General features: G+C 64.2%; 12 protein-coding genes. 9 read left to right on the top strand and 3 right to left on the bottom strand.

From position 1 onward, the window contains the following. Nucleotides 1–173: 173 nt before the first annotated feature. Nucleotides 174–992, bottom strand: coding sequence for a hypothetical protein (locus J5M58_RS21285; RefSeq protein ID WP_243432441.1), 819 nt, complete (start codon nt 990–992; stop codon nt 174–176). A 227-nt stretch (nt 993–1,219) separates the two neighbouring features. Here J5M58_RS21285 and J5M58_RS21280 point away from each other — a divergent pair, with 227 nt between their 5' ends. The 9 genes from J5M58_RS21280 to J5M58_RS21240 all read left to right on the top strand — a co-directional run bounded on the left by J5M58_RS21280 (nt 1,220) and on the right by J5M58_RS21240 (nt 11,841). Next, a complete protein-coding gene (locus J5M58_RS21280; RefSeq protein ID WP_207879495.1) occupies nt 1,220–2,020 on the top strand; it encodes a hypothetical protein in 801 nt (266 codons plus the stop codon). A gap of 130 nt (nt 2,021–2,150) precedes the next feature. Continuing rightward, nucleotides 2,151–3,908, top strand: coding sequence for an OPT family oligopeptide transporter (locus J5M58_RS21275; protein WP_112252273.1), 1,758 nt, complete (start codon nt 2,151–2,153; stop codon nt 3,906–3,908). 139 nt (nt 3,909–4,047) lie between these two features. Continuing rightward, nucleotides 4,048–6,306 carry a sigma 54-interacting transcriptional regulator gene (locus J5M58_RS28335; RefSeq protein ID WP_207879493.1) on the top strand — a complete coding sequence of 753 codons (2,259 nt, stop codon included), beginning with the start codon at nt 4,048–4,050 and terminating at the stop codon, nt 6,304–6,306. 29 nt (nt 6,307–6,335) lie between these two features. After that, nucleotides 6,336–7,532, top strand: coding sequence for a DUF917 family protein (locus J5M58_RS21265; protein ID WP_207879491.1), 1,197 nt, complete (start codon nt 6,336–6,338; stop codon nt 7,530–7,532). After that, entirely contained in the window at nt 7,529–8,245 is a 717-nt protein-coding gene (locus J5M58_RS21260) for an aspartate/glutamate racemase family protein (protein ID WP_207879489.1), read from the top strand. Before J5M58_RS21265 ends, J5M58_RS21260 begins: the two co-directional genes overlap by 4 nt. 180 nt (nt 8,246–8,425) lie before the next feature. Further along, nucleotides 8,426–9,115 (top strand): hypothetical protein, encoded by a 690-nt coding sequence (locus J5M58_RS21255; protein WP_112252277.1) that lies wholly within the window; start codon nt 8,426–8,428, stop codon nt 9,113–9,115. A 64-nt stretch (nt 9,116–9,179) separates the two neighbouring features. Next, nucleotides 9,180–9,617: a hypothetical protein gene (locus J5M58_RS21250; RefSeq protein WP_207879487.1), complete on the top strand. Its 438-nt coding sequence runs from the start codon at nt 9,180–9,182 to the stop codon at nt 9,615–9,617. Between the two features lie 117 nt (nt 9,618–9,734). Continuing rightward, on the top strand, nt 9,735–11,012 hold the full coding sequence (locus J5M58_RS21245) for a bifunctional O-acetylhomoserine aminocarboxypropyltransferase/cysteine synthase (RefSeq protein ID WP_112252278.1): 1,278 nt from the start codon (nt 9,735–9,737) through the stop codon (nt 11,010–11,012). Nucleotides 11,013–11,076: 64 nt separating this feature from the next. Next, nucleotides 11,077–11,841, top strand: a complete 765-nt coding sequence (locus J5M58_RS21240) for a hypothetical protein (RefSeq protein WP_112252279.1) — start codon at nt 11,077–11,079, stop codon at nt 11,839–11,841. Between the two features lie 244 nt (nt 11,842–12,085). Here the strand turns inward: J5M58_RS21240 and J5M58_RS21235 are convergent, their stop codons facing one another. Continuing rightward, complete coding sequence (locus tag J5M58_RS21235; RefSeq protein WP_181457340.1) at nt 12,086–12,262, bottom strand: hypothetical protein; 177 nt, start codon at nt 12,260–12,262, stop codon at nt 12,086–12,088. A 96-nt stretch (nt 12,263–12,358) separates the two neighbouring features. Continuing rightward, complete coding sequence (locus J5M58_RS21230; RefSeq protein ID WP_207879485.1) at nt 12,359–12,526, bottom strand: hypothetical protein; 168 nt, start codon at nt 12,524–12,526, stop codon at nt 12,359–12,361. Between the last annotated feature and the right edge of the window lie 371 nt (nt 12,527–12,897).

Here is a 12,897-nt window from a genome sequence, read left to right as displayed (position 1 = left end):
TCTGACTCCAGACTATACCTGTGGGAGCGGGCAAGCCCGCGAAGGGCCGCAAAACAGCCCCAATTTACTTAACTGACCGGAACCCGCAGTAAGCCAAGACAAGTGCCAGCATCGCCCGCGAGCGGGCTTCGATCTGCTTCTTCACCACTGCGGCGTGTCGGGACGAAAAGCCGTCAATTTGCAGCTGTGCCGCGCTCTTGAAGAAGCCTGCGGGCCTCACGCGCCAGCCTGTCAAGACGGTCGACCAGCTCGACCATCACCTCCAGGGTGTCGGCCTCATCATCTCGTTCGTGATCCTTTCTCACCGCGGCAATGCACTCGCGCATGGCGGGCGACCAGCGCTCCTCGGCCTCTTCGCCCAAGGCAATAAGGGTGTTGATGCCACGCCGCGCGCCCGAAGTAATGTCCTGAGCCTCGGTGGCAAGCCCCGACGACGGCTCCGCTCGCACTTCCGGCTCATAGGCACTGTCCTCGACAGCGGCTTCCACCTCTGCCTCATCAGCCGAACAGGCGGCCTTGACCAACGCATCGGTCAGCTCGCGAATGTCATCACTGAGAAACTGCACGGTAGCCAGGTGCGTATTGCGACGCGGTGCCTGCGGCAGGAAGAACTGCACCTGCTCACCCTCCCCCAGCACCGCGTCGCTCCATTCACGCAAGGTCTGCCCGTAGCTGAAGCGGGGGTAGTTGACCCGCGGATAAAGGCGCTCGATGACCTCATCGCTGAGCGAGCCAGGGTCAACCATCACCCCGTATTTGTGCAGCAGGTCGAAGGCGACTTTGTAACGCGGGGCCAGAAGTTTGCGGTTGATACCCTGGTGGAATGGCGCGCACAGCGTGCGCATTGCGTTGTTCAGGGTGCGGTTATCCAGCACCCCGACGAGCTCACCCAATGTATCGGCGTCACTGGCGCCTTCTGGTACGACCCAATCGGCCATCAAGGCGCGTGCTTCGTCCAGCGCCTGAGTGATCGTTTTTACAGCGTGCGGCATGGGAAATCCCTTTTATCGAAGCGTCCATGCACAGGGCCTGGAACACTGCATGATATCTTTTTGATATTGCAACGCAGAGTGCCAATTTATGCTGGCTTCGGCAAGCGTACGCATGGGCTGCGACAGCAGCATTGCCAACGCTGAAGGGCTATCCTGCCCCGGTCTACTCGGTGATAGTATTTTGCCGCACGACCAACTCTGGCCCCTTCGACAACCGAGGCAATGGAATGAAATACGGCGCCGATCATGGCCTGGACGAGTATCAGATCGCCGAACGCGACCAACTGATCGAGGACATAAAGCAAGGGCTGCGCAATTTCGAGGAAGCCTACGGCCTTGGCTTACCGCTGGCTCGCTTCGAGCGGCTGCTGGAGCCAGGCACTCCGGGCAACGTCGTGTATGACGGTCGGCAGCCTGTTTACGATGAGGCCTGGGCCAGGAAAAAGCGGGACTATATCGTCAAGGAACTGCTCGACTACCTCGCCAGGCTCATCGTGCGAAATGTTGCCAGCATGGGTCGAAATGATGATCGCCTGATCGGTAGTTCCTATGCAGTGGCGCTCAAACTGTGCACCTCTCACCCCGTGAAGAACGAAGTCGGGTTTACGCAAGAAGAGGATGACTTCCGCCTGCGATGCAACACAGGCAAACTGGGCCTGACGTTCCAGGATATCGTCGGTCGCGTATGTGATGAGTATGAGGAAAAATACAAAACCTACCGCCTGTGGAATGACCACGCACTGAAACTGCTGGCGCAGTACCTGTTCAGGGGCGCGTGGGATAGCACTGTCTTTCAACAGGGTGCTGTGTGGGTGGAGCTGAGCAGTGAAGGCGAGCCAGTCAGCCTTGAGAAGTTTATCGAAGCTGTAGACGAAGCCCTGCTCAACTTGCCGCTGGAGCGCCTGACGGAGGCCAGCTTCCCGGACTATACCGGGATCATTTTCAGCGAGTACGTACCTGCGGAAAACATGTCGCCAGCGCAGAAGGAGGCTCTCTATCGTCAGTATGTCGAAATACTGACCCAGTGAGTCGCCAGGGCGGACAAGCACGATGTACCTGTTGGTAAGCAGCCTGCACAACCGCAAGCAACAGTGAACCTTTGCGGCAGCAGGGGCTCAGTTGTGCAAAGCGCGCTTACCACTGCGTCAAGGGATTGCCATGAGACCTGCCCCGTCCGCCGCCCTTCCCCCGGTTCGCATCGAACGTGAACTGAGCCTGCGGGCGGTGCTCACCGGCGTAGCGCTGGGCATTCTGCTGACGCCCTCGAATGTGTACGCGGGCCTTCGGATCGGCTGGTCGTTCAACATGTCGATCATCGCCTTGCTGGTCGGCTTCGCGCTGTGGCAGGGCCTGGCGGGGCGCAGCAAGGGCCGGCCCGCCTGGACGTTGCACGAAAGCAACATCAACCAGACAGTGGCCTCGGCCGCCGCGTCGATCGTTTCCGGCGGGCTGGTCGCGCCGATCCCCGCCTATACCCTGCTCACCGGTCACCAGCTGGACCCGCTGCCGATGATGGCCTGGGTGTTTTCCGTGAGCTTCCTGGGCATCTGGATCGCCTGGTATCTGCGCCCCGCCTTGCTCGACGACCATGGCCTGAAGTTCCCCGAGGGTATGGCGACCTTGGAGACATTGCAGCAGATCTACCACCACGGCCACGAAGCCATGATGCGGATCAAGGTGCTGTGCAGTGCCGCGTTGCTGTCGGGGCTGGTGAAGTGGATTGACGGGTTCGTCTGGGCGATACCGCGCTGGGCACCCTCGCCTGCGCTCGAGCGCCTGACCTTCACGCTCGATCCTTCGCTGATGCTGGTCGGCTTCGGCGGCATCATCGGCATCCGCGTGGGCTTGACGCTGCTGTTCGGCGCCGCGCTGGCCTGGGGCGGGCTGGCACCGTGGCTGATCGACCACGCCCTGGTGGTGCTGGCCCCGAACGCCAGCGGCCCACAGTTCGCCGCGCTGGTGGAATGGCTATTGTGGCCGGGCGTGAGCCTGATGGTATGCGCGACCCTGACTTCATTGTCGGTTCGCCTGTTGCAAATGCCCCGGCAAAGGCCCGCCGAGCTGCAGGCAAATCGGGCAGCGCACACCCTTGGGCGGTTCTCCCTGGCACCTGCGTGCGGGCTGTTATTGGCCATTGCGCTGGTGGTGGCGCTACAAGCGTTGCTGTTCGGCATCGACTGGTGGATGGCGCTGCTGAGCATTCCCTTGGCGATATGCCTTGCGGTGGTCGCCGCGCGCGTGGTCGGCGCCACCGGTATTGCGCCGATCGGCGCCATCGGCAAGCTGTCGCAGCTCAGCTTTGGCCTGGTTGCCCCGGGCCAGGTAGCCATTAACCTGATGAGTGCCAACACTGCCGGTGGCGCGGCCGGGCAAGCTACCGACCTGATGAATGACTTCAAGGTTGGCCAGGCGATCGGCGCGACGCCACACAAGCAACTGATTGCACAATGCCTGGGCATTCTCGTCGGCAGCGTGGCGGGCGTGCTGGTGTACCTGGTGCTGATTCCCGATCCGCACACCCTGCTGCTTACCGAGCAATGGCCAGCACCGGCCGTGGCGACCTGGAAGGCCGTGGCCCAGACCCTGATGCAGGGGCTGGGGGCGCTGTCGCCGGAGCTGCGCTGGGCGATCGTGGCCGGCAGCGCGGCAGGCGTACTGCTGGGCGCGCTGGACAGCCTGCTGCCGCAACGGGTGGCGCGCTGGCTGCCGAGTACCGGCGCGCTTGGGCTGGCGTTCATACTGCCGGCGTCGATCAGTATGATGATGGGGCTCGGCGCGGTGGTTACCTGGCTGGTCGGTTGCCGTTGGCCGAGCATTACAGAACGGTTTGCGATCACGGCCGCAGCGGGGCTGATTGCCGGGGAAAGCATCACCGGGGTGGCGGCATCGTTCTGGGAGATGGTGCGGATGCTGTAGCGCTTGGCAATGGCGCGGCCATGCCGCACCCGCGCGCCATTTACGACGTTCTGACCGATGGCCACCCGTACACGCAGCAGCGGCCGCGCCGCTCTGCTATACCTCATTGCCTGGCTCACCCCAACGAGGATGGATTCTCATGGAGCCACGTTACTCCACGCGCCCGGGCGAAGAGGACGGCGTGCCTGGCCGTTCGCCTGCCATGCAGGCGTTACACGCCTTGCTGCGACGGGTGGCGCAGAGCGACCGCCCGGTGCTGATCTTCGGCCCGACCGGGGCCGGCAAGGAAGTCATCGCCCAGCAACTGCACCGCCTGAGCGCGCCTGGCAAACCATTCATCGACCTCAACTGTGGGGCGATCCCCGAGCAATTGCTCGAATCCGAACTGTTTGGCCATGCCCGCGGCGCGTTCACCGGCGCGGTTGGCGAGCGCATGGGCCACCTGCAGATGGCCGGCGCGGGCACACTGTTCCTCGACGAGATCGGCGAACTGCCACTGGCCCTGCAGCCGAAGCTGCTGCGTGTGCTGGAAACCGGGCAGTACCGGCCGCTCGGTAGCAGCGAGAGCCGGCACTTCCGCGGCCGGGTGGTGGCGGCTACCCACCGTGACCTCAAGCGCCTGGTGGCCGAGGAACGCTTTCGCGAAGACCTGTACTACCGCTTGTCGGTATTCGAGCTCGAGCTGCCGGGGCTGAACGAGCGGCGTGAGGACATCCCGGACCTGATCGAGCACTTTTGCCGTCAGCAACGGCGACCGCTGCACTTCGATGCCGCAGCGCTGGAGCTATTGTGCCAGCGAGACTGGCCCGGCAATGTGCGCGAACTGCGTAATTCGATCGACCGCATCGGCACCCTGGCCCCGTCACCACTGGTCGATCGAGAAACCCTCGAGCAGTTGCTGGCACCGCCCTCGCCCGCCTCTGCGCTTGCCGTCGAGCTGGCCGAAGCGCTGCTCGGGCTTGAGGGGCCGGACAAACTGGCGGCGGTGGAGACACTGCTGATAGAGCATGCGCTGAACCGCTGCAATGGCAACAAGAGTGCTGCAGCGCAGCTGTTGGGGGTGAATCGCAAGGTGATCGAGCGGCGGGTCCGGTTGCGCCAGGACTTGCGCCTGACCGTGGAGCGCTACCTGGCCGAAGGCCGCAAGCTGATCGACGGGGCTGACTTTCGCGGCGCCCTGGGCCCTTTGCAGAAAGGCCTGGAAGTGGCCGAGCGGGTCTACGAGGGCAAAGACCTGTGGCGTTTGCAATTTGAATTGCACCGGCTACTGGGGGTGAGCTTTCGCAGTATCGAAGGCTGGTTGAGCATCACCAGCCTGGCCAGCTATCGGGACGCCCAGGCCTTGGCCGCGCGCCAAGGCCAGGCGCAGGAGATGGCGTCTGTGTCGTTCGGGCTGTGGACCACCCTTTTGATGGGCCTGGAGCTGGCGGAAGCCCGCGCCACGGCACAACAGATGCTGCAGCAGGCACAGGTCGCCGGTGGCGAGGCACTGCGCATCGAGGCCCACCTGGCCATGGCCAACACCTTGTTCTGGCTCGGCGATTTCGAGGAAAGCCTGGCCTGCCTGACGCGCGGCAGGCTGCTGGAGGACGACCAGGCCTGCTGGCCATCGAACCAGGGGCTGGACCTGGTCGGCCTGGCCCGCACTTTCGAAGGTTTGGCCGCTTTCGAGCTGGGCCTGTTCAGCCAGGCGCGCCAGGCGCTGGCCCGCTTGCAGTCCCGCGCCGAGCAGGCAGTCGACAACCCCTTCAACCGCGCGGTCGCCCTGCAGGGCGCAGCCTGGCTCGCTGCAGTGCTGGGCGAGCGCGATGCACTCGGGCACCTGGCCCGCGAGCTGGAGCTGCTCAGTGCGCGCCACGAGTTCTCCTTCTACCGTGGCGTGGGCATGATCCTGCGCGGCTATCACCAGGGCATATCGGGTGAGTACGAAGCCGGTGAACAGGCCATTGCCGAAGGCTACCAGCAGCATGTGCTGCGTAACGGCGGCCTGTTGTTCCATGGCTTCCAGGCCTGGAAGCGCGGCGAAGTGCTGTTGCTGGGCGGGCGTGCGGAGGCCTGCCTGGAACTGGTGGATGTCGCCCTGGACCTGGCCCAGGACCATCAGGAGCGCGCCTACCTGTGCGAACTGATGCTGTTACGCGGCCGGGCACTGCTGGCCATTGGCGACGACCGCGAAGCCGAGGCAACCCTGCGCGTCGCCTTGTCCACCGCGCTGACTCTCGGCGTGGTGCCGGCGCGGCTGCACGCCGCCGTGGAATTGGCCCGGTTGCTCGAACGCAGCGAGCGTGGCGCCCAGGTGCAGTCGATCCTGGTGCGGGCGCTGCGCGGCCTCGACCCGCAACTGGACTACCCGCCCGCCAGCACCGTGCGTAGCTGGCTGGCACGTTTGTCGAGCTGACCCCTCAACCCGAAAGCAGGAGCACGATCATGGCGTTTGAGCTGGAGCTTAAGGATCTGCAAGCGTTGATCAACGGTGGTTGTTTCTTTGGCAGTGGTGGTGGCGGCACCTTGGCGTCGGCCCGGCACTTGCTGGCCGCGTTCAAGGTCGGGGATTTCTACCCGCACGACCGCGTCAGGGTGGTCACGGTGGATGAGGCCCGTGCCGGCGACGCCGCGGTAGTGGCGTACATGGGTGCACCGGAAACGATCGGGGGTTGCGAGTACCCCCTCGGGCCGATTCAGGCCCTGGATTGCTTGCGCCAGCGCCTGAATGCGCAGGGCCGCGAGCTTGCCTATGTCGTGCCACCGGAAAGCGGCGCGCTGGGCTTTCTGGTTGCGTGCCTGGCCGCTGCCAAGCTGGGCCTGGCGGTGGTCGATGCGGACGGCGCCGGTCGCGCAGTGCCCTCGCTGCCGATGCTCACCTTCGCGGCTGCCGGTATACCGCCGCGGCCGGCGTTCGTGGTCAGCCAGGGCGGACTGGTGGTGGAGCTGGATGTGACGCCGCCAGCCAAGGCCCAGGGGTATGCAGAAAACGCCAATGTGATCGCAGAGCAAATGTTGCGCCCTGTGGTCGGCTCGCCGGCGTTCGGTGAATTCGGTGGCCTGGCGCTATGGTGCATGAGCCCCGACCAGCTGCCTTCCGCGCTGCCGCTGCGCGGCACCCTCAGCCGCGCCCTGGCGCTGGGCAGAGCCCTGGCTGCGGGGCAGCTGCACACTTGCCAGGCCGTGCTCGACTGGCTTGGCCAGTTCGGCCTTATGGCCCGCTGCCTGGCCCGCAATGCGCGCCTGAGCCACGCCGGCGTGACTACCCAGGGCGGCTTTGACATCGGCCGCATCGACCTCGACAGCCCGGAAGGCAGCTTGCGCCTGTGCTACGAGAACGAGTCGCTGTTGCTGTGGGACAAGCGCCAGCCGCAACCGCTGGCCATGGCCCCGGACAGCATTGCCTGGTTCTTCGAAGGCCCGGGGCCGGCACTGGCCTCCAACGGCGACCTGGTGCGCGCCGATGGCTCGCTGGACCCGAGCTATGCCGGGCGCGGTGCCTGCCTGATCGGCTGGCAGGCGGCGGCGCCATTACGCCAACCCGGTGGGTTGATCGCTTGGAGCTTCGAGCAGTTGCTGGCAGACCTGGGTTACATGGGTGCCTACCGAAGCATCGAGCAACTGCAGGAGTTACGACCATGAGCCTGCGTATTGCGGTGCTCGCGCCGGTCAACAGCAGCGACTACAACGAGGGCCTGCTGGCCTCGATTGCCCCAGTGGTGCCCCCGGATGTCGAGGTTCAGGTGTTCAATATCGACCAGGGCAGCCCGTGTATCCAGAACCGGCTGAATCTCACCGAGAACGCCCTGGCGGTGGTGCGCCTGGCGCAGCAGCTTGAGCAGCAGGGGTTCGACGGCATCTGGCTGAGCGATTTCGACATGTGCGGCGTGGAGCCTGCCCGCGAGGTGATCGATATCCCGATCATTGGCGGCTTCCCCACCTCCGCGTTCAGTGCCCTGGGGTTGTGCCAGCGGTTTTCCATCATCACCATCTTGCAGAGCACCCTGGCCCTGCAACGCGGCCATGTGGCCAATTATGGCCAGAGCATCAATTTTGCCTCGATCCGTGCCATCGACTGCCCGGTAGCCCAGTTGGGTGATGTGGAGGTGGTACTGGTCAAGGCATTGCAAGCCGGGCTGGCTGCCATCAACGAGGACGGCGCGCAGGCACTGTTGCTCGGCTGTACCGGCTTCATGGGTGTCGCCGAGCGCTTGTCCAAGCTTATCGAGCAGGACCTTGGCTGCTACGTACCGGTGCTGGACCCCAACCAGTGTGGCTTCGGCTTTCTGCTGTCGCTGGTGCGGATGAAGGTGCGGCCGAGCCGTTTGTGCTATGCCAGAGCGGCCCTTGGCTGAGGCGGCCGGATGCGTCCGCCATGGGTTCCCCAAGGTGGACGAAAACGTCCACCTGCGCCGCGGCTTTCTGGGCTAACTGCTTGAAAGGAAAGCAATCACCAGCCTGGCATGATCGATGCTCCTGTCACTGGGCCGGGCGCGTGACCCCACACGCTCGGCCCACATGACAAGGAGAGCATCATGAGCACTGACTACTATGTAGACTTCGACAACCAGACCAACGATACCTGGACCCTCGCGGTCTACCAGACCTTGCCAAGCTCGGTAGGGCTCGACAGCGTGTCGTGGAAGCAGACCACCGTGCCCACCCAGGGCTTCAGCGGGGTGGAGTGGACCATCGACTACAACGTGGTGATCGCCAATTATCGGCAGGTCGGTGGCGTTGGGGTGTACAAGGCCAGCCAGACACTGTCGACGCAGCTCGGATCGGTCTGGGACTGTGTGTTCAAGGACAACGTCCAGCAACTGGTATTGGGTAGCGGCTCGGCGCCTGGAGACAGCATCCAGATCAACAACAAGTCGAACTTGCCTGCCAACCTGGGTATCGGCATGAGCGGCCAGGGTTCGGTGTTCAAGCCGGATGTGGTCGGTGGCGGCCAGGCCCAGTTCAAGGTGACGCCCACGTATTACCTGGGGCTGTTCCAGAAGGTACAGCTGGGTGAAGTCATCAGCAGCAACGTCGTAGTCGGCCCAATGCAGATCCAGTTCCCCAGTGGCATGAACTGCGCAACCGCTACTGCGCGCATGGATGGCGCCAATATCAAGCTGACGCTCACCTACACCCAGGTGACCAAGGTGTCCTACGAGGCTACCCAACGGTTGATCGCTGCCCGCCAGGAACGCCTTGGCAGGGTTCTCGAACACGCCTGAGCCTGCGGCCGGCGCGCTGCAACGCGCCGGCCTGGTTGTCGCCGGATTCGGCAAGGAGCTGAAAATGAACAAACCCATCGACATCGCCACCATCGACGCCGGCCCGCTGGCGTTTCTCGCCGAGCCCAATGTGACTGGCGCCCAGTTGTTGAACTTCGTCCATACCATGGATCGACAAATCGAAAGCGTCACCAAGGGCCTGGTCGAACAGTTGAAGAAGGGCAACATCAACGCCCGCGTGGAGCAGCAGGGGCGTGACTACCTGATCATCCAGGAGGGCCTGCGCCCGGCGTCGCAGCTGCAGCACCGCAGCGAGGAGACCGATCCCGCACCACAACCCTCTCGCATCCGCATCTTCGTCCGCAGCAGCGACGCACCGCCCACCATCAATGCGATGCGGCTGTTCTTCCGTGACTGGCGCGCAGTAGCGGGCCTGATCGCGGTAGGCGGCGCCTGGTATGCAGGCCAGTGGGTGATGCACGTGCGCCGACAGGACCAGTAGAAGCACCTTGAACGCGAGGGGCTACCGCCGGGCAGCCCCATCGCGCGCTCACGCTTGACCCACACCCTCCCCCCGCCACATGCTCGGTCGCTCCACCCACGCTCAAGGAACGATTGCATGAAGCTGGAAACCCTCGCCATCCACGCAGGCTTCAGCCACGACCCGACCACCCGGGCAGTGGCCGTACCGATCTACCAGACCACCTCCTTCGCCTTCGACGACACCCAGCACGGCGCCGACCTGTTCGACCTGAAGGTGGCCGGCAACATCTACTCGCGCATCATGAACCCCACCAACGACGTGCTTGAGCAGCGCATGGCCGCCCTGGAAGGCGGGGTCGGCGCGCTGGCGGTGGCCTCGGGCATGGCGGCCATCACCTATGCCATCCAGACCGTCGCCGAGGCCGGCGACAACATTGTCTCGGTGGCCAAGCTGTACGGCGGCACCTACAACCTGCTGGCCCACACCCTGCCGCGCATGGGCATCCACACCCGCTTCGCCGCCCATGACGACATCGCCGCCCTGGAAGCATTGATCGATTCACGCACCAAGGCGGTGTTTTGCGAGTCCATCGGCAACCCTGCCGGTAATATCGTCGACATCGCCGCGCTCGCCGAGGCCGCCCACCGCCATGGGGTGCCGCTGATCGTCGACAACACCGTGGCTACCCCGGTGCTGTGCCGGCCGTTCGAGCATGGTGCCGATATCGTCGTGCATTCGCTGACCAAATATATCGGCGGCCACGGCACCAGCATCGGCGGCATCGTCATCGACTCCGGCAAGTTCCCCTGGGCCGACAACAAGGAACGCTTCGCCCTGCTCAACACCCCCGACCCGTCCTACCATGGCGTCACCTACACCGAAGCCTTCGGCCCCGCCGCCTTCATCGGCCGCTGCCGCGTGGTGCCGTTGCGCAACACCGGTGCCGCGCTGTCGCCGTTCAACGCCTTCCTGATCCTGCAAGGCCTGGAAACCTTGGCCCTGCGCATGGAGCGCCACACCGAGAACGCGCTTAAGGTAGCCCGTTACCTGCAAGCCCACGAGCAGGTGGCGTGGGTGAAATATGCAGGGCTGCCTGACCACCCCGAGCATGCACTGGCCCAGCGCTACACTGGCGGCAAGCCGGCGTCGATCCTGTCGTTCGGCATCAAGGGTGGCCAGGCGGCTGGTGCGCGCTTCATCGATGCGTTGCAGCTGGTGGTGCGCCTGGTGAACATTGGCGACGCCAAGTCGCTGGCCTGCCACCCCGCCTCCACCACCCACCGCCAGCTCAACGACGAGGAACTGGAAAAGGCCGGCGTGCCACGGGACATGGTGCGCCTGTCGATCGGCATCGAGCACAGCGACGACATCATTGCCGACCTGGCCCAGGCGCTGGAGGCCAGCCGCGGTTGATTCATCTGCGCCCCACCCAATGCCTACGGCGGGCGCACCTTTCGCACACCTGGATAGCGCTGCGATGACCCTGTTCTACCTCAAGCTGATCGTTACCCCTCTCCTGATGTGGGCCATCTCCCTCGCCTCGCGTCGCTGGGGTGGCCTGCTCGGCGGGTTGCTGTCCGGCCTGCCGATCACCTCGGCACTGGTAATGACATTCCTGTGCCTGGAACAGGGCACGGCCTTTGCCCTGGGGGCGGTGCCCGGCGCGCTGGGTGGCCTGGCGGCGGTGCAGGCTACGTACACCTTCTACCTGTTCGCCACACGCAGGCTCGGCATCGGCCCGGCCGTATTGCTGGCGATGCTGTTCTATGGTGTAACGGCCTATGCGTTTACCCATGGGGGCAACCAGTACCTGTCGATTGCCCTGGCGCTGGTGCTGATCGGCGTGCTGATACGCGCCAGCGGCCGCGAGCCCAGGCCGGATGCCCTGGCCCGGCCACGACAGCGGTTTTGGGAGATCCCTCTGCGCATGGTGTCTGCCACTTCGTTGCTGATGGTCATCACAAGCCTGGCCAACTGGCTGGGCCCCGCGGCCAGCGGGATGCTGGCGCCGATCCCGGTGATTGCCTGGCCGCTGGTGGTGTTCGCCCATGTGCAGAATGGCCGTGCAGGGATGGCGGCGATGGTGCGGGGCAATGCGATCGGGGCGGTGGGGGTGATCGCGTTTTATCTGGTATTGGCAGGGCTGCTCGATGCCTGGGGTGTCGCAATTGCCATCAGCCTGGCCATGCTTTGTGCCGTGATCCTGACCGTGGGGCTGGCGGCTGCGTTGCGACGGGGGTGATACGCCGGCGCATGCTAGCGCTGTGTCCATTGGGGCTGCTGCGCAGCCCATCGCAGGCAAGCCAGCTCCTACAGGATCACTACAGCCATCAAGGCAGCCACAGGATCACCACAACCTTCAAGGCAGCCACCGTACCTGTGGGAGCGGGTTCACCCGCGAACACCGGCGCAGCCGGTGCCAGCCACCGCGCTGGATGCTTCGCGGGTAAACCCGCTCCCACAGGGCTATGCCCTATCAATGGTCATTACCTGCGCTGATCCAGGTCTACCGCAGGCTGCTCCACGCTTTGCCTGCCGTCATCAGCCAAGCTGTCTTCCTCCTGCCAACCACCACCCTCCTCTTCGTTCATGAGCGGGTCGTCGTCAGGGTCGGGTATGGTCGGGCGGTCAGGGTCAACGGCCGGGTCGGGTGAAGTGGGCATGTCCGGGTTCGTGCCGCCTTGTGCATTGGGGTCGGGGCTCATCGCTGCATACCTCGCAAGAAAGGTGTGAACCGCATTCGCTCCAGGCAAATCCCGTCAGCGAGGCTGCGGGTGCTCGGCAGAAACCGAATTGTTGGCCTGCACGTCCTCCATCTCTTCCTCGATCGGGCCTTCGTCATCCGAAGGTAGTGGGACCTCTCCGTTACCGCTGCCGGGCTGGGATTCGGTTTGCTCGAGGCCGGGGTCTTTCTGATCGTTTGCCATGGAAGTTCTCCTGGGTTTGCGCGTTGGTCGCGCATACAGATCGGACGGAAAACAGCATCAGCAGTGCCTTGGGTTCGACAGGTGGCACAAAAGGCCGGGGTACTGATCATGGCCACATACTGAGCACACCCGTTATTCAGAGACGTTTCCTACAAGCTTTTAGGAAGCCCAATGCCTCTCTGGAAAGCGATTCCCCGTTAGTGTTCAGAGGCCGTCAAGGACCTGTCCAACACAAGGATCGCTCATGACCATCAGCCAACGTATTGCCATTGCAGTCGCCGAAGCCGCGCTGCCGCACGACCAGTGCATGTCCTGCGAGCGCCAGGGCCTGCCGATCCTGCCGCTGCGTCGCGCCCTGGTGCCGGATACCC

The sequence above is a fragment of the Pseudomonas sp. 32_A genome (genome assembly GCF_017490905.1).
GTDB lineage: Bacteria > Pseudomonadota > Gammaproteobacteria > Pseudomonadales > Pseudomonadaceae > Aquipseudomonas > Aquipseudomonas inefficax.
Note: the sequence above shows the minus strand (reverse complement) of the source record. Positions and strands in the feature narration are given on the sequence as shown.